Origin of the sequence: Clostridium sp. CCUG 7971 (genome assembly GCF_017590215.1) — a bacterium.
GTDB lineage: Bacteria > Bacillota > Clostridia > Peptostreptococcales > Peptostreptococcaceae > Faecalimicrobium.
The window spans coordinates 1-20,886 of sequence record NZ_JAFFPK010000132.1 but is presented as its reverse complement, the minus strand read 5'-3'; the positions used below and the strand labels follow the sequence as shown (position 1 = coordinate 20,886).

The window sequence follows — 20,886 nt, the reverse complement described above, 5'->3', positions numbered from 1 at the left end:
TTTTTACAAAAATCTTTTAATACCAATAAGTATAAGATATATTAGCCCTGAAATACCAGCTAGAACTATAAAATCATCAAATATTTTGGTCCTCATTAATAATCTCCAATCTATTTATATAATAGCTTATTAAGAATAATATTTAATATATAGTAACTAATAAACTAATTTTATTAGTTACTATATAGTTAAATTATAGCAAAAAATGTTAAAAAAGTATTATTTATATATTAATATTATTATATAGATTTAATTAATAGAGAGAAATTAAAGATTAAAAAAGACAGGGTCCGTTGCCTGTCTTTTAGTAAGGATATAAAATATAAAATTAGGATAAAATTTGAATAAAAACATTAATGAGTATACTTTAATTATATCCAGCATTCACAATCTTATACATTTATTATAAAAAATATATGAATAAAATTATTGACAACAAAAATAATAGTGTATATAATAAATTCAACAACTGATTTAATTAAATTAAATTTATATAAATCATTGAATGGAGAAAATAAATGAGTAAATATGATAAAATAAAATTAGAAAACCAGATATGTTTTTCATTATATGCAGCATCAAGAGAGGTTATAAAACTGTATAAACCATTACTTGATAAACATAATTTAACATATACACAATATGTAGCCATGCTTGTAATGTGGGAAGAAGAAAAAATTATATTTAAAGAATTAGGTAAGAGACTACACCTAGATTCTGGAACTCTTACTCCAGTAGTAAAAAAATTAGAATCTATGGGTTTAATTACTAAATATAGAAATAAAGAAGATGATAGAGTAGTTACAGTAGAAATAACTGAAAAAGGCAAATTACTAAAAGAAGATATACTTGAAGTTCCAGAAAAATTATACTGTAATTTCAATGGAGATAAAGAAAACCTTAAAAAATTAAAAGCATACTTAGATGAATTCTTAATTGAATTAGATTAGTAAATAGGGTTAAATTCTATACAGAATTTGACTTTATATTTTAAATAAATTAATTGAACTAAATTAAATTTAAATAAATTAAAAATGGAGAGGAATAACTAATATGAAATTTTATGATTTTAAAGCTAAAAAAATGAACAAGCAAGAAATAAGTATGGATAATTACAAAGGGAAGGTGATTTTGGTTGTAAATACTGCAAGTAAATGTGGACTAACTCCTCAATTTAAAGATTTAGAAGCATTATATCAAGAGTATAAAGATAAAGGGCTTGAAATATTAGGGTTCCCTTGTAACCAATTTGCTAAACAAGATTCAGGTAGTAATGAAGAAATACATGAATTTTGCCAATTAAACTATGGAGTTACATTTACTATGTTTGAAAAAATAGATGTAAACGGAAAAGATGCACACCCATTATATAAATATTTAAAAAGCCAGGCAAAATCATTACTTGGTAAAGAGATAAAGTGGAACTTCACTAAATTTTTAATAGATTCTAATGGAAATGTAATAAAAAGATATGCACCTACAGTATCACCATTAAAGATTAAAAGTGATATAGAAAATTTATTAAGATAAATAAACATAAGGCTACAAGGAGGAAAATATATGAGTGAAATGTATGATATTGCAATAATAGGTAGTGGAGTAGCGGGAATATCTGCTGCATTAAATGCAAGTATTAGAAATAAGAAATTTATAATTTTTGGTAGTAAAGATATAAGTAATAAGTTAGTAAAAGCTCATAAAGTTAATAATTATTTAGGTTTTTATGGTAAAAGTGGAGCAGAAATAAAAGATGAGTTTGTTAATCACTTAGAATCTATGAATATAGAAATAACAGAAGAAAAGATAAATAGTATATATTCAATGGGTGAGTACTTTTCACTTATGGGAAATGAAAATAACTATGAAGCTAGTTCTATAATATTAGCAACAGGTGTGAATTTTGGAAGACCATTTAAAGGAGAAGAAGAATTTTTAGGAAAAGGTGTAGGATATTGTGCAACTTGTGATGCTCCTTTATATAAAAATAAGGTAGTTACAATAATTTCTTACAACAAACATGAAGAGGCTGAAGCGAATTTTATAGCTACTATTGCTTCAAGGGTTTACTATATCCCTATGTACAAAGAGGATGTAGAAGTTGATGATTCAATTGAAGTTATAAAAGATATTCCAGTAGAAATATCAGGCCATGGATTAGCAAATAAATTAATATTAAAAAATAGTGAAATAGAAACAGATGGGATATTTATATTAAGGGATAGTATTTCACCAGGACAACTAGTACCAGGGTTACAACTAGATGGAAATCATGTAGAGGTAGATAGATTAATGAAAACAAACTTAAAAGGTTGTTTTGCAGCAGGAGATATAGTTGGAGCTCCTTATCAATATATAAAAGCAGCTGGAGAAGGAAATATAGCTGCACTTTCAGCAGTATCATATTTAGATGAACAAAAAAGAAAAAGAGCATAGGAGGAGATTTTCCTTGTAACCAATGTTTTGAATAAGCACCACAAGAAAAAGAAGATAAATCATCAATAGGTTTATATGATAAATTTACCCCCTTAAAGTAGACACAAGTAAAAAATACTTGTACAATACTAATTTAAGGGGTTATTTATTTTACTTTTATTTATATAGATTAGATAATAAAATATATGGTATAAGATAAATGTATTTGATATAAATAATATATAAGAGAAAATGCAAATCAGTGGGGGATAATATGTTTTATAATATTTCAAATAAAAAAGTTTATGAGCTTGTAATAGAACAAATACAAGATAAGATATTAAGGGGAGAATTAAAAAAGGGGGACAAGCTACCATCAGAAAGAGAATTATCAGAGAGTATGAGTGTAAGTAGAACATCAATAAGAGAAGCTATAAGAGTTTTAGAAACTATGGGAGTAATTGAAAGTAAACAAGGGGAAGGCAACTTTATATGCAATAGCATAGAAAAATCACTAATAGAGCCACTATCTATGGGATTTAAATTAAATGAAGGTACGTGGCAAGATATATTAGAGTTAAGAGAAGTTTTAGAATTACAAACAGTGGTAATAGCAGCAGAAAAAGCAACAAAAGATGATTGTAATGAATTAAGAGAAATAATAGATCAGATGCAAAAGGAAAATGATAAGTTAAATTTTAATAGTAAAAAGATAGTTCAACTTGACCAAAAATTTCACAATAAAATAGCATCTATAAGTAAAAATTATTTAATTGAAAGCGTATTCATGACATCATCTAGACTTTTTGAAACTTTTATAGAGGATGCAAGAGAAAGAATTATATACAATTATAGAGATGAAAAGACGCTATTTGAAAGTCATAAAATGATATATGAAGGGATAAAACAAAAAAATCCTAATTTAGCATATACAGAAATGAAAAGACACATGTCAATTATTAGAGAAAGTTATTTAGTGAAATAATTCGATTGAAAATGTTAAATTTCAAACAATCATTGAAAAAAACATCACTATCTTATACTATTAAAGCATAAGTGGTAATACCACTGACCATCATTCAAGTGACCGTCACAAAATAATATTTAGGAGGAAACTTGATGAACGATTATATGTTATTTTTAATAGCTATAATACCAATTATATGGTTGATTGTGTCATTGGGAGTATTAAAATTACCAGCACATAAAACTTGTCTTTTCACAGGAATACTTACATTTATTATAGCTATGGCATTTTGGAAAATGCCCTTTATAGATGCAATTACAGCATCTATTGAAGGTGTATTAGTTGCACTATGGCCTATACTTTTAGTTATAGTAGCAGCTTTATTTACTTACAACTTAGCTGTTGAAACAAAAACAATGGATACTATGAAACAAATGCTATCTAGTATAACAACAGACGAGAGAATACAAGTACTTATACTAGCTTGGGGATTTGGAGGTTTCCTAGAAGCAGTTGCAGGATATGGTACAGCAGTTGCAATACCAGCCAGTATACTTGCATCATTAGGATTTAACCCAATATTTGCAGCTATAATATGTCTTATAGCCAACACAGTTCCAACTGCATTTGGAGCAATAGGTATTCCAGTAAGTACATTAGCAACAGTAACTGGATTAGATGTAATGAAATTAAGTTATATGACAGCAATTCAATTAGCACCATTCATAATATTAATACCTTTTGTATTAGTAATTCTTACTAAAAAAAGTTTCAAAGCATTAAAAGGAGTATTTTTAATAACTTTAGCATCAGGGGTGGCCTTTGCCATACCACAAATATTTATAGCAAAATATTTAGGAGCTGAATTACCTGCACTTGTAGGAAGTTTGTGCAGTATGTTAGTCACAATACTTATGGCAAAAGCAATGAAAAAGAATGAATCTAAAACAAGAGATGATGATGCTTCTGGAAATGTAGCAATAAAGTCTAGTGTAACTTTAAAGGAAGGGGTACTAGCATGGCTTCCATACATATTACTATGTATCTTGATATTAGCAGCAAGCCCATTATTCCCATCAATAAACGAGTTTTTATCTAAATTTACAAGTGAATTTAAAATATATACAGGAGAAGGATCAACAACAACTAAATTTGCGTGGTTAAATACACCAGGAATGGTAATTATAGTTGCTACGTTCTTAGGAGGATTAATACAAAAAGTAAAAGTTTCTACTATGGTAGATGTATTAATAAGAACAGTAAAACAATTATCTAAATCATTTGTAACTATAACATCAATAGTTGCAATATCAAAAATTATGTCATATAGCGGTATGACAGGATCAATTTCATTTGGACTTAGTGCAATAACTGGGTCTTTCTATCCGATAATATCACCACTTTTAGGTTCAATTGGAACCTTTGTAACAGGAAGTGACACATCAGCAAATATTTTATTTGGTGGGCTACAAGCTCAATCTGCAACAGCTCTAGGAATAGACCCATATTGGATAGCAGCAGCAAATACAGCAGGTGCAACAGCTGGGAAAATGATATCACCACAAAGTATAGCAATTGCAACATCAGCAACAGGATTAATAGGAAAAGAAGGAAAAATACTTAACTCAACATTAAAATTCTGCTTAGCTTATGTAATAGTACTAGGCATTATGGTTTATTTTGGAAGTTATATAGGTATTTAATTAAATATTAGGGGGGATAAAATGCCTACTTTAAAAGTACCATACTCAAAAGAAGGAATGACTTTAAATATTCCAGACGAAAACTTTATCAAATTACTCACATCTAAGGCACACGACTATAAAGTTAGTGAAACTCAAGAAGAAATAGTTGAAAAATCATTAGACAACCCAATTGGATCACAGAAGCTAGAAGAATTAGCAAAAAATAAGGAAAACATAGTAATAATAACAAGTGATCATACAAGACCAGTACCTAGTAGGGTGACAATGCCGATAATATTAAGAAGAATAAGAGAAGTAAATAAGAATGCAAATATTAAAATATTAGTTGCGACAGGCTTTCATAGAGAAAGTACAAGAGAAGAACTAATATATAAAATGGGTGAAGAAATAGTAAATAATGAAGAGATAGTAATGCATATATCAACAGATGATTCTCAAATGGTAAAAATGGGAGTATTACCATCTGGTGGAGATTTATATTTAAATAAATTAGTTAAAGAAGCAGACTTACTAATAGCAGAAGGATTTATTGAACCTCATTTCTTTGCAGGATTCTCTGGAGGTAGAAAAAGTATACTTCCAGGAATTGCATCAGCTAAAACTATAATGTATAACCATTGTAGCGATTTTATAGATAGTGAAAATGCAAGAACAGGTACACTTAACAAAAATCCTATACATGAAGATATGGTATATGCAGCTAAAGCATCTAATCTAGCATTTATATTAAATGTTGTAATAGATCAAGATAAAAAGGTTATAGCATCCTTTGCTGGAGATGTAGAAAAGGCACATAAAGAGGGATGCGAATTTGTAACTGAATTATCTAGAGTTAAACCTCATAAAGCTGACATAGTTGTCAGTACTAATGGTGGATATCCACTAGACCAAAATATATATCAATCAGTAAAAGGAATGACAGCAGCGGAGGCAACTTGTAATGAAGGTGGAGTAATAATTATGGTATCTGCATGCAATGATGGGCATGGAGGTCAATCTTTCTATGATAATATAGCAAATGCTAAATCTCCAACTGAAGTATTAAAAAGAGTTAGACAGGTAAGTAGAGCACAAACTGCTCCAGATCAATGGGAATTTCAAATACTTGCCAGAATACTAGAAAAACACACAGTAATAATGGTTACAGATAAGTGTGACAAAAATATGATAGAAAGTATGCATATGAAGCATACATCAAACTTTGATGATGCTTTAAATATAGCCTTTGATATAAAAGGTAAAGATTCAAAAGTTGTAGTTATTCCTGATGGAGTATCTGTAATTGTTAAGTAGATAAGGGGGATAAAAGATGGAAATTTTAACATGTATCAAACAAGTTCCAGGAACTACTGAAGTTGAAGTTGATGAAAAAACAGGGGTACTTAAAAGAGATGGTATAGATTCTAAAATGAATCCATACGATTTATATGCACTAGAAACAGCCCTTAAAATAAAAGAGGAAAAAGGTGCAACTTTAAAAGTATTAACTATGGGACCACCACAAGCAAAGCAAATAATAGAAGAAGGTTTTATGATGGGTGTTGATGAAGGAGCTATACTTAGTGATAGAAAATTTGCAGGTGCAGATGTACTTGCAACATCATATACACTATCTCAAGGAATAAAAAAGGTAGGAAGTCCAGACTTAATAATATGTGGAAAGCAAACAACTGATGGAGATACTGCTCAAGTTGGACCAGAAATAGCAGAATTTTTAAATATAGCTCATATCACAAATGTAACTAAAATAATCGAAGTAAAAGAAAATAGTATAGTTGTAGAGGCGGATATGCCAAACACATTAGAAGAGTGTGAGGTTAATTACCCTTGCCTTATAACTGTTGAAAAAGGAATATTCCAACCAAGATTACCTTCATTTAAATTAAAATTAGACACTAAAGATAGAGAGATACCTATGTATAGTTTAAGTGATTTTGAAGATAAAGATGAAAATAACTATGGACTTAATGGCTCTCCAACACAAGTATTAAAAATTTTCCCTCCAACTTCTAATAATGAAAAAGAAGTTTTAAGAGGAAATAGTGATGAAATAAGTGATAAGTTAGCAGATAAACTTAAGGAGTTAAAGTTAATATAGGGGGATGATTTAAAGTGGCTAAAATAATAATAAATCAAGAAAAAATAGAGAATGTTGATGAAGTAATTAAACTATGTCCTTTTAATGCGATAGAGCTTATAAATGATAAGGTAGAAATAAATGCAGCTTGTAAAATGTGTAAGATGTGTGTTAAAAAAGGACCTAAAGGGGCATTTGAATTTGTTGAAAGTTTAAAGGTAGAAATAGATAAAGACAAGTGGAAAGGTATAGCTGTATATGTAGATCACCATGAAGGAGATATACATCCTGTAACTTATGAACTTATAGGTAAAGCTCGTGAAATGGCTGAGAAAGTAAATCATCCAGTATACTGTGTATTTGTAGGAAAAAATATAAAAGATAAATGTGAAAAATTAATATCTTATGGTGTAGATAAAGTATTCGTATATGATGAGGAAGAATTTGAACACTTTAGAATAGAACCATATTCTAGTGCTATTGAAGATTTTATAGAGAATGTAAAACCAACAATAATGCTAGTAGGAGGAACTACATTAGGAAGATCATTAGCACCAAGACTTGCTGCAAGATTTAAAACCGGTCTTACAGCTGACTGTACAATATTAGATATACAAGAAAATACAGACTTAGATCAAATTAGACCTGCTTTTGGTGGAAATATAATGGCTCATATTCATACACCAAATAATAGACCTCAATTTGCAACAGTAAGATATAAAATATTCTCTGCACCAGATGAAGTAGAAAATCCAACTGGAAAAATTATTTTATGTAACATCGGTAAAGAAAAATTAAACTCAAATATAAAAGTATTAAGCACTAAACCTAAAACTAAAGAAGTTGGTCTTGAAGATGCAGAAGTTATTGTTGTTGGAAGTAGAGCTATAAAAAAACAAGAAGATATGGAAATGATTTATAAATTAGCAGATGTATTAGGTGCACAAGTTGCAGGAACAAGACCCTTAGTAGAATCTGGATGGATAGATGCAAAGAAACAAATAGGACTTAGTGGTAGAACGGTAAAACCAAAACTTATAATAACTTGTGGTGTATCTGGAGCTGTTCAATTTGTTGCCGGAATGCAAGGTTCAGACTACATAGTAGCTATAAATAAAGATGAAAAAGCTCCTATATTTGATGTTTCTCACTTAGCATTAATAGGTGATATTTATGAAATAGTTCCTAAGTTAATAGAAAAAATAGAGAAAAAACAATTAGACTTAGCATTATCAGTGGAAGAATAGGGGGATTAGCTATGTATAAAAAAATTGATAAAAATGATATAGATTTTCTTATAGATGTTTGTGGGAAAGATGAAGTTTTTGTAGGTGAAGGGATAAGTGAAGACTTTTCTCATGATGAGTTAGGTGGAGTTGAAAAATATCCAGAAGTACTTATAAATGTATATGAAACACAACAAGTATCTAAAATAATGAAGTATGCCTATGAAAATAACATACCAGTAACACCTAGAGGACAAGGAACAGGATTAGTTGGAGCAGCAGTAGCAATTCATGGTGGTATTATGATTAATTTAAGTAAGATGAATAAAATATTAGAACTTGATGAGGAAAACTTAACATTAACAGTAGAACCAGGTGTACTACTTATGACTATAGGTCAATATGTTCAGGAAAAAGACTTATTTTACCCACCAGATCCAGGTGAAAAAAGTGCTACAATAGGTGGAAATATAAATACAAATGCAGGTGGAATGAGAGCAGTTAAGTACGGAGTGACTAGAGATTATGTAAGAGGATTAGAAGCTGTTCTTCCAAATGGAGAAATAATTAATATAGGTGGAAAAGTTGTTAAAAATAGTTCTGGATATAGTATAAAAGATTTAATAGTAGGTTCAGAAGGAACGCTAGCAATAGTAACAAAGGCTATACTAAGATTACTACCACTTCCTAAAAAGGATATAAGTTTATTAGTACCTTTTAAAGACTTAGCAACAGCAATAGATACAGTACCTAAAATAATAAAATCAAAATCTATACCAACAGCAATAGAGTTTATGGAAAGAGAAGTAATACTTGCTGCAGAAGAATTTTTAGGAAAGAAATTCCCAGATAATAGTTCAGATGCATATTTATTACTAAAATTTGATGGAAATAGCAAAGAAGACATAGAAAAAGAATATGAGAATGTTGCTCATCTATGTTTGGAAAACGGAGCATATGATGTATTTATATCTGATACACAAGAAAGAAATGAATCTATATGGTCTGCTAGAGGAGCATTCTTAGAAGCCATAAAAGCATCTACAACAGAAATAGACGAGTGCGATGTTGTAGTTCCTAGAGATAAAGTTGCTGATTTTATAAGATATACTAATGAATTACAAAAAGAATTAAATGTAAGAATAAAAAGCTTTGGGCATGCAGGAGATGGAAACCTTCATGTGTATACATTAAGAGATGATATGGATGATAAAACATGGGAATTAAAATTAAAAGAAAGTTTTGACTGTATGTATAAGAAAGCAAGAGAATTAAGAGGGCAAGTTTCAGGAGAACATGGAATAGGATATGCTAAAAAAGGATATTTACACGAATCTCAAAGTGAAGCATATATGGATATTATAAGAAATATAAAAATGGCATTTGACCATAAGAATATATTAAATCCAGGAAAAATATACTAAAAATATAAAAAGCTATACTTGTTGAAATTTCAATAAGTATAGCTTTTTATATTTAAGGAAATTTTTTATTAATCTAATATTTTATTTATAAAATCTATAAACTCATCAGAATTATCACTTAGTATATTTGAAAACACTATATTTTCAAAATTACCTCTAATAGTTATATACTCTTTTAGTAAAACTTTCTTTTTTTCAATTGAAGAAATATCTTCATAATTAATAACTTCGATTAAATTAGTATCTCCTAAGTTATAAGCATAAAATATAAGTCTTTTATTAGTAGATGTAAGTATACCAGGTCTATATACATCTGTTCGTAAAACTGTTTTTATAGAACATCTTAATGATAATAATATTTCTTCATCTTCATCTAATATATTAACAATTTCGTTAATTATTTTATCCATTTTAAATCCCCCTTAAAGATTAATCTCTAATAACCTTTTAAATATAGTATAGATTATGTAGTAATATTTGTAAATTAACGTATGGTAAGTTTTCAAACTAATAATTATTGTTGTTGTATATTTTAAAGTGTAGTACCATCATAAATATAAAATAATTTTAAGCTTAAATATATAAAGGGGGAAATTATTTGAATAGAAAAATGTATATATCTAATAATGATTCAGTATTTGCTGGTGTCTGTGGTGGAGTATCTGAATTTTTTGGATTTAAGTCATCAACTCTTAGAATAATATTTGTGTTATTCACAGTATTTGGAAATATAACTATGGGAATAATGCTATATGTAGCTTTAATTTTTCTTATGCCTAATCAAGCGAATTATTAACTATAAAACAATGTAGTGATATATATTAAAAATTTTAAACTATTATCATACTTAATAATAAATAAAACTATGTTATATCATCAAGAAATAGATGATATAACATAGTTTTTAAACTCTTTTGCTACGAAGGACATAGATGAATTTTTAAGCCATCCCATATAAATGACTCTGTCTTTTATCTTTTCTTTGATTTTTACAATAGAAAGAGTATTAGTATTAATAAATGGAGTGTTAGGAACTATAGAAATACCAGAACCAGCAGCCACTAAACCTTCAATCATACTAGCTTCACTTGGATGTATAGATATCTTAGGAATATATCCTAAAAATTCTGAGTAAGAAATCATTTTATCCTTACTTGATTCACAAAATACAATAAAAGACTCATCTTTTAAATCCTTTAAAGAAACCTCATCTTTATTAGATAAACTATGACTCTTAGGAACAATTAAAACATATTCCTCTCTTTTTATAGGTATTGATTCAATTTCAGGATAATTATCAAACTTATCTATATTTTGATAAAATCCTAAATCTATTTTCCCTGTCTTTAAATCACTTACTATATTACATATAGATTGATGGCTAAATTTAAATTTAGTATCAGGATAAGTATTTAAGAATTCACTAATTAAAAGTGGCATAAAATACGTTCCAACACTAGATGTAGATGAAATAGAAATAGTTTCTGTACTAGGATTAGTCATGTCTTGTAGTTTTTGAATTCCTTTTTCAATCTCAGACAGTGCTATATTTGTATGAGATAAAAATATTTTTCCATATGCAGTTAATTTTATATTCCGTCCGCTTTTTTCAAATAAAGGAACTTTTTAGTTCTTCTTCTAATTTTGATATTGATTTACTTAAAGCCGGTTGAGTTACTGAAAGCAAGTTTGAAGCTGTTGTAAAGTTTTCAGTTTCAGCTATTGTTTTAAAATATTCTAGCTGTTGTAGATTCATTTTTATACTCCTTATTATTGTAGTTAATATATGAATAAAAGTTATACTTATATGAAAAATAGACATTAGACATATATAAATTTATAGTGATATAATCTCAATAAATGATTAAAAAATAAATTAATTGTACTAATATAATTACATAAATTATAAATATTATTTATAGTTATGTCAAAGATAGGGGGAAATAAATATTATGATGAAAGTAGATAAAGATAAATGTATAGGTTGTGGATTATGTGTGAATGACTGTTTCTTAAAAGATATAGAGCTTGTAGATAAAAAGGCTAATATTAAAAATGTAACTTGTATTAAATGTGGTCACTGTATAGCGGTCTGTCCGAAGGATGCAGTAACAACTGATGAGTACAATATGGAAGATGTTAAGGATTATAATAAAGAAGAATTTGATATAGATGCGAATAATTTATTAAACTTTATAAAGTTTAGAAGAACTATAAGGCAATTTAAAAATAAAGATGTAGAAGTAGATAAGCTGTCAAAGATTATAGAAGCAGGAAGATTTACTCAAACAGGAAGTAATAGTCAAAATGTATCTTATATAGTAGTAAGAGATAATATAGATGAATTAAAGTCAATGACATTAGAAAGATTAAGCCAAATGGGAAAGCACATACTTTCTAATTTAAATCCACAGACAATGCCTATTAAGAAATACGCAGATATGTGGGTTAATATGTATGATGCCTACAAAGAAGATAAAGTAAAAGGAGATAGCTTATTCTTTAATGCTCCTGTTGTAATACTTGTTGTATCTGATTCACCAGTAAATGGTGCCTTAGCTTCTTCGAATATGGAGCTTATGACTAATGCATTAGGTCTTGGAACATTCTTCAGTGGATTCTTTGTAAGAGCAGCTCAAGGCAATAAAAAAATAATGGATTATCTAGGGTTAGAAGAAGGAAAAGAAGTAGTTACTTGTATGGTAATCGGATATCCTGATATAAAATATTCAAGAACTGTACCTAGAAAGGATGCTCAAATATCTTGGAGATAATTAATAAAAGCTTTAATTTATAATATAAAAAGTAAGTAGTCATATTGGCTACTTACTTTTTATATAAATTTATATTAAATTATTAATAATTTAAGTCATAGACATTAGTCTAATAACTCTGATTTAATTACATATTTGCTATTAGGAAGATACATTATTCTATATGTTTTATCTTCGTTAATTTTATTGAATTTAGGATTATAATAATAGTCATTATTCTCCAATTTAAATGAGGGGGTTGTACCTTTGGTACTTCTATATACAACTATACATTTTCCGATTATAGTTTCATAATCTTTATTGATATAGTAAGTAATATCTTGAAAACGTGGTTTTAGGACATGGTTGTATGAAAAAATTGTCCATATCAGTAGAGGAATACAAAATATTAAAAATACATATCTTTTTTTATTTTTTTCTTTAAGTAAAAATATTATCAATACAGCTATCCAGAAAAATGTAAAAAATATATGAAATATTGTGTCTATAATAAAATCCATTTTTTAAATCCTTTCATCTTTAATACAATAGATAAATACATACATAGGTAATATCTATAAACTATAATATATAGAAGAGAACTTCTATATGGTTATATTATAGCACTATTTATAAATAGGACGTAGATAAACATTTTCAAGTAATAAATTACAATATTTCCCAATATCAAATATTATATTATAAGCTTATTTTAATTTTAAAAATGTTGTAATATATAAGTAGGCAAATTCTATAATGGGGGATAGATATGAGTTTACAAAGGGGAGAAAATAAGGGGAATTTTTATCAAATACCAATATGCTTTAACTGTTTAAAGCCGGTTAACTTGAAAATTAGCATATCAAGTAAAGTTAAAGAAAATTACAGATATATAATTTGTGATTGTGGACAAATAATGAAAGTTGTAAAAATCAATGATGAAGAAAATTTAGCAAGAATAAAAAGAAATGGTAAAGAAGTAAAAGAAGCATATGAATTATTTTTTGAAAAAGAATATAATGATAAAATAATTAATTATGAAAAGAAAACATTAATGGATTTTGTAAAAGAAAAAAAGGAACTAATAGAATGTAGAAAAAAAGAAAAGAGAAAATGCAAATTAAAAATAATAAGATAAATATAAAAATCAGTGATAAATAAATCACTGGATTTTTATGTTTGTAAAAGTAATTTATAACCAATTAAATGTAATATATATTTCATGTTACTTAATTAATATATTATCCAAAATTTAGAATTGAGTCTAATTTTCATAAATATGGTAAAATATTTTATAATAAGATTATTTAGATAAAACTTATAAGAAGGGAGAGAAATATGAAGAAAAAATATTTATTATGCATAGTATCTATTATGGTAATAGCAATGTCATTTGTATTAATTAGGGAAAAAACACTAAAAAAGAATCTAGAAATAGTTACAAAGGCTTACGAAAAATTAATTGAATCAAGGGGAGAGGTAGAGTTCGTTAAAGTTACAAAAGATGATGGTTCTTATGAAGAGTACTACAAAGACTCAGAAACAGAAGTAGAGCAAAGAGACGAATACAATAAAAATAATGAACTACAAGCTAGGGAAATATTTTATAAAAATGAAGGGAAAATAGTTAGCATATGTAATGAAAATGGCAAATTTGAGGGTAGTACAACTATACTTTCACCTCAAATAGCAAGAGAAAATAAAAATCTAGAAAAGATATCTTTAATGGAGAATATGTCAAATCAGTATACAACAAAATACTTAAAGGATAAATTTAAAAAAGTTAAGAATGAAGATAGTTCGGTTGCAGAATATAATAGCAAAACAGCTAAAATATATATAGACAAAAATAATGATGCTATATTTAAGGTAGAAAGTATTCATCCAAGCGGTAAAAGCGAGATAATAGAGTATTCAAAATTAAAAAAAGGTGAAAAGGATTTATTTAGGATAGATGCAAAGAATAACTCAAATATAGATCTTAGTAATGTAAAACTTAAAGAGTATATACAAGAAGATATTGATTACAAAAATGCAAAAGGATAAAACGTAGATATGGAAAAATTTTTATTATATATAGCTAAATAGGTTATTATATTAATAAATAAAATTGGGGGGGATAAGAGTATTGAATAGTAATTCAAAAAAAATCATAATGGCAATATTAATAATCATATTAGGTTTAATAGTTGCACAAATAAGATCAAACATATACAAAAAAATAAATAATAGCCAAGAAGACATATATATTAATTGGGATATTAGATTAAGTATACCGGAAAATGTAGTAAATATTTTTAAAAGTGAACCATCTTTTCATGGTGATGGTGAAAGGTATGCTTATTTAGAATACTCAAAAGAAGATATATATAAGATGAAAAATTCAAAAGAATGGATAATTGTAAATAAAGATAATATAAAATTACTAAATAAAAAAATAGAAAAAATTTAAAGAGCAAGTATTTTCAATTAATAAATCTAATATAAATCCTTATAAAGAAAAACCAATAAATATAGAATTAGGAGATAGATATATATATAAAACTAAAAATGATACTGATTATATAATATTAATATTAAAGGAAAAGAGAGTTTACTTACTAGAATGGACGATATAATTTTACAAATAAGACAGATAAAAATTTTATTCGACAAAAAACCAAATTTAATGTTGGTTTCCTAACGTAATATCAAAATATACAATATAATAAATGTTAGATACTTGTTGAATATTAAGTATTAGTTTGCTATCATTTGTGTTGTAATATATGTTTTTATAACTATAAAATTGTATTCATATTAAAAGGGGGATTTATTATGAAAAAAGTTTTTAATAGCTTAATTTTTAAGCTAGTGATAGCAGTTGTTGTTGGTCTTATAATTGGTTTTGCGTCTTCAGAGTCTTTGATGAACGTAATAGTTACTCTTAAATATATTTTAGGGCAAGTAATATTTTTCTCAGTTCCATTAATAATAATTGGATTTATAGCTCCATCAATTGCTAGATTAAGACATAATGCTTCTCAACTATTAGGATTTGCAATTGGGTTTGCATACATATCATCAGTAGGAGCAGCTGCATTTTCTGCAATATTTGGTTATATGTTAATTCCGAAACTATCAATCGCATCAGCTACTGGATCTTTACGTGAATTGCCGGAGCTTATCTTCAAATTAGATATACCACAAGTAATGCCTGTTATGAGTGCTTTATTCTTATCTATAATAATTGGTTTAGCAGTAACTTGGACTAAAGCAGATTTAGTTGAAAAATTATTAAATCAATTCCAAGATATAGTTTTAAGTCTAGTTAATAAAATAGTAATACCTATACTACCTTTTTTCATAGCTACAACATTTGCATCTTTAGCATATGAAGGTTCTATAACTAATCACCTTCCAGTATTTTTAAAAGTTATAGCTATTGTTCTTATTGGTCACTTTATATGGTTAGCGGTTTTATACCTTATTGGTGGTGCTATATCAGGCAAAAATCCAATTGAAGTTATAAAACATTATGGTCCGGCTTACTTAACAGCTGTTGGAAGTATGTCTTCTGCTGCAACATTACCTGTAGCATTAGAATGTGCTAAAAAATCTAAATCTTTAAGAAAAGATATATTAGATTTTTCTGTTCCTCTTTGTGCTAATATACATCTTTGTGGATCGGTATTAACTGAGGTATTCTTTGTAATGGTTGTATCTCAAATTCTTTATGGAAAACTGCCAAATGTTACTACTATGATTTTATTTATAGTATTACTTGGAATATTTGCAATAGGTGCGCCTGGTGTTCCTGGTGGTACAGTTATGGCATCTCTTGGTTTAATAACTAGTGTTCTTGGATTTAATGAAACTGGAACAGCGCTTATATTAACTATATTTGCTCTTCAAGATAGCTTTGGAACAGCATGTAATGTTGTTGGAGATGGTGCAATAACTCTTATGCTTACTGGAGTGGCAGATAAAAAGAATATAAAAAGTGAAGAAGTTTCTTCTGATGTATCAGAAATTTAATATACGGATAAATTTATAAATATAATCAAGCCTTATGAAAATCTATTTTTATAAGGCTTGTTTTATTATTGTATAATAATTTATATAAGTAAAAATTATTATAAATTGGAAATCTAATATATAAATAACAGAGAAAATTTATTAGAATATCTTCATAGTTTTATTAAAAATAGGGAGGAGATTATGGAAAAAACATTGATTAATGTAATTGGATTATTTTGCGGGATGATGGTGTTTCATAGTGTAGCATACTTAGATATTAATATACTTCAATTAGTATTAGTAACTTTAGTTCAATTTTTAGTATTTGTTGTTGCACATGAATTTTCTCATGGATTTATAGCTGAAAAAAACAAATTGAACTTTAGCATTCTTTACATAGGACCTTTTACATTTAAAAGAGTAAAGAATAAATTCAAATTACAAAAAGGAGTATCTATCCAATTTACTTATTTAGGAAGAGCTCAAATTGATAACAATGAGATTTTAAATGAAGATGACTATAAAAAACATGTAAAAGGTTGGATTAAAGCTATACAAGCAGGTCCTTTATGTGATTTAATTTTAAGTATATTAACTTTAATAATAGCTTTAGTATTTAAATCAAGTATATTATTTTTATCAACTGCAATTATAGTAACAGGAATGTGTATACCAAGTTATATTATGGGTGATGGAAAGCATGTAAAACTATTAAAAACTGATAAAATTTTTACAGATACAATAATATATACATATAGTATAATTGGAAACACTCCTATTTCCAAGGAATCTAAATATTATTTAATAGATAGGCTTATAAATGATTTAGAAAATGAACATATAAATAAAAGTAATATTTTAAGTTTGAGTTTAGCATTACAAATGGTTTTACAATGTTATTTTAATAAGGATATAGATAAACTTCCCTCTACAATAGATGCAGTTGTAAATAAAGCAATAATACATAAAAATGTGATGTTAAGCAAGACTTTAGAATCAAATTATTATAAAGGACTAATTAATAGTAGTATAATTTATGAAGCTATATTTAAAAATGATGTTGATAGGGCGTTTAAATTATATGAAGAAGTAAAAATATTGAAACATAATTTACCTGGGGAAAAGCTTGATCTATATAGAAGTGAACATGTATTAGGAATTAAAGATTACGAAGCTGAATTATGTAGTGATAAACTCATGAATCCAATATTTAAAGGATGCCAAGGAGCTTATGAAATGGATATGAACATAAGTAAAATGATAGTAGATTTTAAAAATAAAGAACAAATTTTAAGCGAGGAAAAATAATGAAGATAACAATAAGACAAGAAAATGAAAAAGATTATGAAATAAGTGAAGAAGTAGTAAAACTAGCCTTTGAAAATGAAGAGTTTAGCGATAAAAGTGAGCATTTATTAGTAAATAGACTTAGAAAAGGAAAATCTTTTATAAAAGAATTATCTATGGTAGTGCAAGATAATGAGAAGATTATAGGACATATTTTATTTACAAAAGCACTAATAGATAATGGTAAAGAAATATTTGAAACTTTAGCTTTAGCACCACTTTCAGTTCTACCAAAGTATCAAGGTATGAGAATAGGAAGTAGGTTAATTAAAGAGGGGCTAGAAAAAGCAAAAGAAATGGGATATAAATCAGTTATAGTTTTAGGACATGATAAGTATTATCCTAAATTTGGATTTATACCTGCAAGTAATTATAATATAAAAGCGCCATTTGAAGTACCTGATGAAGCATTTATGGCTTTAGAACTAATACCTAATGGTTTAAATAATGTTAGTGGAACCGTAGTTTACGCAAAAGAATTTTTAATATAATAATTAGATTAAATAAAATAATAAAGAATTAGTTTTTATAATCATAAAGCTGATATATCATATAATTAAATACATAAATTAGGGAGAGACAATGAAAAATAGGGGAATTAAAATAAGAAAATATACACTAATATTAATATCTATATTAATAACTTCAACAGGATGTAGTAGTATAAATGCACAAGAGGCTAATTTAAAAGAATACTACCTAAATATATTAGAAAAAATTGATTTAAAACCATCTTTAGAGGATATAAAAAAGGACCTAAGCAAATATAAATATGAGTACAAGTTATATGAGTATTCTAAAATGAAGGATGATAAAGAATTAGAAATGCCAGATTCATCAAGCAATAAGTTCTACGACTTCGATAAGAATTCTTTAAAGATATACATTGATGAAACTAATAATAAAATTGAAAATGTAATTTTCTCACAAGAAAATGATAATACCGTTACAAGTATTTCAGGATCTAAATATTATTCAAATGTTAAATTAGAAGGAAATAACATTGATTATCAAAGGAAATTTATTAATAAGTTAAATTTAAATAAATCTTCAAAAGAGTTAGTAGACTCATACCTTAAAGTAGTTAAAAATTTACATGAAAATAAAAAGATGACAGTAGACGATGTAAAAAATATTCTTGGTATTAATTATGAAAAAGATGATAGGTCAACAGATGATTATAAATACATAACTTATGATTTTATAAATGAAAATTATGATACAATTATATCTGCCATGTGTGAAGGGCCTAATGTTAATTATATTAAATTACATCTAGGTATTGATAAAAGTACTAATTATAGATTAAGTATAATTGCATCAAATAAAGATCAATTTAATTTATCAACAAGTATTATTAATAATCCAGGTAAAAATATGGGTGAAGAGAATAAAGTAAAAGAGAAAAATGTTATAGATAAAAATAAGTCATTATATGATTTTATATTTAACGATAAACCAATTAAGTTTTATAAAGATGGATATAAAAGCAACGAGTTAAATGTATTAAATGTTAAAGTAGATACACCGAAAGATGAACACGTACTAGAAACTAGAACTGATTTAGCTGATCAAAATACTGAGGAAGGTATGCTTGATAGTTTTAATAAATACTTTGATATTAAACTAAAAAAGATGAAGCTATAAAAATTGAAATAGAAGAAGGTACAAATATTGATGAAGAAGTATCCATAAGTTTAGTAGATAAATCAAATAATAAAGAAGTATTTTCTAAGAAAGTATCAAATAATAAGGAAAAAGTAATTACAACTAATAAGCAATCTAAAGATTCTACATATAAGTTAAATATTGATTTTAAATCAATAGATGTGTTTAAATATAAGATTTATATAGTAAAAAAGACTACTTAAATTTAAGTGGTCTTTTTTACTATAACTAAAGAAATATAGGTACTTTATTTAAAATTAAAAGAACAATAACGCAAATCATTAAAATTAATGAAGATATAAGTTTAAATAAAGGATAATAATAAGATTTATTATCTTTATCTAATTTATAAAGTTTAATAGTTTTTAAATAATTCTCAACAGTATTAAGAGCATATAGAAAAATTAATACATAAGAGTAATGCATACTCTTAATCGCTACAAGGTAAAGACATATTAAAAGAGCAAAAGATAATAGATATCTAAAATTTTTAGGTAAAAGTTTTAGAGCAGTCTCCTTATCAATATTTTTTATATAAAATTTCTTCTTTAAAATAGAACCAATAATAATATCTAAAGTTAACAAAATAAGTATTAATAAGGCCATTTATGTAAATCTCCCTTCAAGGACATACAATCATGTAAATTAGAATACTTCTAAAATAAATAATAGTATATTTTTTGAGAAAGTTCAACAAAGAGTAACATTATGTAAGATAGGTTCATAATTTATATTAGGGGTGCTATTATGAATATAGAAGAAATTATGAAACAAGTAAAAAAAATTATGGAAAGTTACAATTTGACCTTTGAACAATCCCTAGAACTATTCAAAGTTCAAAACACTTTAGGAAAATTAGAAAACTTATGTGAAAAGTTAGATAAAACAAGTACGGAAATATTAAACCTATCTGAGAAGATAGATGCTGTGGTAACAATACTCTCATATACGAATATTAAATAATATAAAAGCACCTATAATTATAGGTGCTTTTATATTATTTAAAAAATTTAGAAAAAATCGAAATTGTAGTTCATATAAAAAGGAAAAAGCATATATATGTAAAATATAATAACTAACATAAATATGATATTAAAACTAAAATAAGGGGATGTGTATATATGAACATTAAAGAAGGAAAGTATAGAATGTTTGAAAATATAATGCTAAAGAATACAAAAAGTATGCAAGAAAAGATCAAAAAAGATTAATAGGCTAGAGGAAAAGAATGAATACCATAGATAAAGAATTAACTAATTATAGCTAAAAGAATTTTGCAAGCTAGATTAGAATTTAAGGAAAACTCA

The 20,886-nt window shown here is 26.7% G+C and carries 20 protein-coding genes and 1 pseudogene; 19 read left to right on the top strand and 2 right to left on the bottom strand.

Annotation, left to right across the window (positions count from 1 at the left end; translation table 11 throughout):
- The first annotated feature begins 518 nt into the window (after positions 1 to 518).
- From JWF52_RS15715 to JWF52_RS15675, 9 genes are all read left to right on the top strand, one after another.
- Positions 519 to 950, top strand: a complete 432-nt coding sequence (locus JWF52_RS15715; protein WP_208334478.1) for a MarR family winged helix-turn-helix transcriptional regulator — start codon at positions 519 to 521, stop codon at positions 948 to 950.
- Between the two features lie 103 nt (positions 951 to 1,053).
- Positions 1,054 to 1,530 carry a glutathione peroxidase gene (locus tag JWF52_RS15710; protein WP_208334477.1) on the top strand — a complete coding sequence of 159 codons (477 nt, stop codon included), beginning with the start codon at positions 1,054 to 1,056 and terminating at the stop codon, positions 1,528 to 1,530.
- A 30-nt stretch (positions 1,531 to 1,560) separates the two neighbouring features.
- The gene (locus JWF52_RS15705; protein ID WP_208334476.1) at positions 1,561 to 2,433 is read left to right on the top strand and encodes an NAD(P)/FAD-dependent oxidoreductase; all 873 of its coding nucleotides are present in this window, start codon (positions 1,561 to 1,563) and stop codon (positions 2,431 to 2,433) included.
- A gap of 253 nt (positions 2,434 to 2,686) precedes the next feature.
- A complete protein-coding gene (locus tag JWF52_RS15700; RefSeq protein ID WP_208334475.1) occupies positions 2,687 to 3,397 on the top strand; it encodes a FadR/GntR family transcriptional regulator in 711 nt (236 codons plus the stop codon).
- A 134-nt stretch (positions 3,398 to 3,531) separates the two neighbouring features.
- The gene (locus JWF52_RS15695) at positions 3,532 to 5,082 is read left to right on the top strand and encodes an L-lactate permease (RefSeq protein ID WP_208334474.1); all 1,551 of its coding nucleotides are present in this window, start codon (positions 3,532 to 3,534) and stop codon (positions 5,080 to 5,082) included.
- Positions 5,083 to 5,103: 21 nt separating this feature from the next.
- Positions 5,104 to 6,378 (top strand): nickel-dependent lactate racemase, encoded by a 1,275-nt coding sequence (larA, locus tag JWF52_RS15690; protein WP_208334473.1) that lies wholly within the window; start codon positions 5,104 to 5,106, stop codon positions 6,376 to 6,378.
- A gap of 16 nt (positions 6,379 to 6,394) precedes the next feature.
- Positions 6,395 to 7,183, top strand: coding sequence for an electron transfer flavoprotein subunit beta/FixA family protein (locus tag JWF52_RS15685; protein WP_208334472.1), 789 nt, complete (start codon positions 6,395 to 6,397; stop codon positions 7,181 to 7,183).
- A 14-nt stretch (positions 7,184 to 7,197) separates the two neighbouring features.
- Positions 7,198 to 8,409, top strand: coding sequence for an FAD-binding protein (locus JWF52_RS15680; RefSeq protein ID WP_208334471.1), 1,212 nt, complete (start codon positions 7,198 to 7,200; stop codon positions 8,407 to 8,409).
- 11 nt (positions 8,410 to 8,420) lie between these two features.
- On the top strand, positions 8,421 to 9,812 hold the full coding sequence (locus tag JWF52_RS15675) for an FAD-binding oxidoreductase (protein WP_208334470.1): 1,392 nt from the start codon (positions 8,421 to 8,423) through the stop codon (positions 9,810 to 9,812).
- Positions 9,813 to 9,880: 68 nt separating this feature from the next.
- On the opposite strand, the gene JWF52_RS15670 is transcribed toward JWF52_RS15675, so the two are convergent.
- Positions 9,881 to 10,222: a PH domain-containing protein gene (locus JWF52_RS15670; protein ID WP_208334469.1), complete on the bottom strand. Its 342-nt coding sequence runs from the start codon at positions 10,220 to 10,222 to the stop codon at positions 9,881 to 9,883.
- A 188-nt stretch (positions 10,223 to 10,410) separates the two neighbouring features.
- Here JWF52_RS15670 and JWF52_RS15665 point away from each other — a divergent pair, with 188 nt between their 5' ends.
- Positions 10,411 to 10,608, top strand: a complete 198-nt coding sequence (locus JWF52_RS15665; RefSeq protein WP_208334468.1) for a PspC domain-containing protein — start codon at positions 10,411 to 10,413, stop codon at positions 10,606 to 10,608.
- A gap of 80 nt (positions 10,609 to 10,688) precedes the next feature.
- Here the strand turns inward: JWF52_RS15665 and JWF52_RS15660 are convergent.
- A pseudogene (locus JWF52_RS15660) lies at positions 10,689 to 11,568 on the bottom strand (LysR substrate-binding domain-containing protein).
- Positions 11,569 to 11,764: 196 nt separating this feature from the next.
- Between JWF52_RS15660 and JWF52_RS15655 the strand changes: the two are divergent.
- From JWF52_RS15655 to JWF52_RS15615, 9 genes are all read left to right on the top strand, one after another.
- Positions 11,765 to 12,586 carry a nitroreductase family protein gene (locus JWF52_RS15655; RefSeq protein ID WP_208334467.1) on the top strand — a complete coding sequence of 274 codons (822 nt, stop codon included), beginning with the start codon at positions 11,765 to 11,767 and terminating at the stop codon, positions 12,584 to 12,586.
- Between the two features lie 748 nt (positions 12,587 to 13,334).
- The gene (locus tag JWF52_RS15650) at positions 13,335 to 13,703 is read left to right on the top strand and encodes a hypothetical protein (protein ID WP_208334466.1); all 369 of its coding nucleotides are present in this window, start codon (positions 13,335 to 13,337) and stop codon (positions 13,701 to 13,703) included.
- Positions 13,704 to 13,903: 200 nt separating this feature from the next.
- Positions 13,904 to 14,611: a hypothetical protein gene (locus tag JWF52_RS15645; RefSeq protein ID WP_208334465.1), complete on the top strand. Its 708-nt coding sequence runs from the start codon at positions 13,904 to 13,906 to the stop codon at positions 14,609 to 14,611.
- Positions 14,612 to 14,693: 82 nt separating this feature from the next.
- A complete protein-coding gene (locus JWF52_RS15640; protein ID WP_208334464.1) occupies positions 14,694 to 15,017 on the top strand; it encodes a hypothetical protein in 324 nt (107 codons plus the stop codon).
- A 365-nt stretch (positions 15,018 to 15,382) separates the two neighbouring features.
- Entirely contained in the window at positions 15,383 to 16,582 is a 1,200-nt protein-coding gene (locus JWF52_RS15635; RefSeq protein WP_208334463.1) for a dicarboxylate/amino acid:cation symporter, read from the top strand.
- Positions 16,583 to 16,765: 183 nt separating this feature from the next.
- Positions 16,766 to 17,872, top strand: a complete 1,107-nt coding sequence (locus JWF52_RS15630) for a site-2 protease family protein (RefSeq protein ID WP_208334462.1) — start codon at positions 16,766 to 16,768, stop codon at positions 17,870 to 17,872.
- Entirely contained in the window at positions 17,872 to 18,402 is a 531-nt protein-coding gene (locus JWF52_RS15625; RefSeq protein WP_208334461.1) for a GNAT family N-acetyltransferase, read from the top strand. Before JWF52_RS15630 ends, JWF52_RS15625 begins: the two co-directional genes overlap by 1 nt.
- 91 nt (positions 18,403 to 18,493) lie before the next feature.
- On the top strand, positions 18,494 to 19,558 hold the full coding sequence (locus tag JWF52_RS15620; RefSeq protein WP_208334460.1) for a hypothetical protein: 1,065 nt from the start codon (positions 18,494 to 18,496) through the stop codon (positions 19,556 to 19,558).
- Positions 19,559 to 20,326: 768 nt separating this feature from the next.
- Positions 20,327 to 20,542: a hypothetical protein gene (locus JWF52_RS15615; RefSeq protein ID WP_208334459.1), complete on the top strand. Its 216-nt coding sequence runs from the start codon at positions 20,327 to 20,329 to the stop codon at positions 20,540 to 20,542.
- The last annotated feature ends 344 nt before the right edge of the window (positions 20,543 to 20,886 follow it).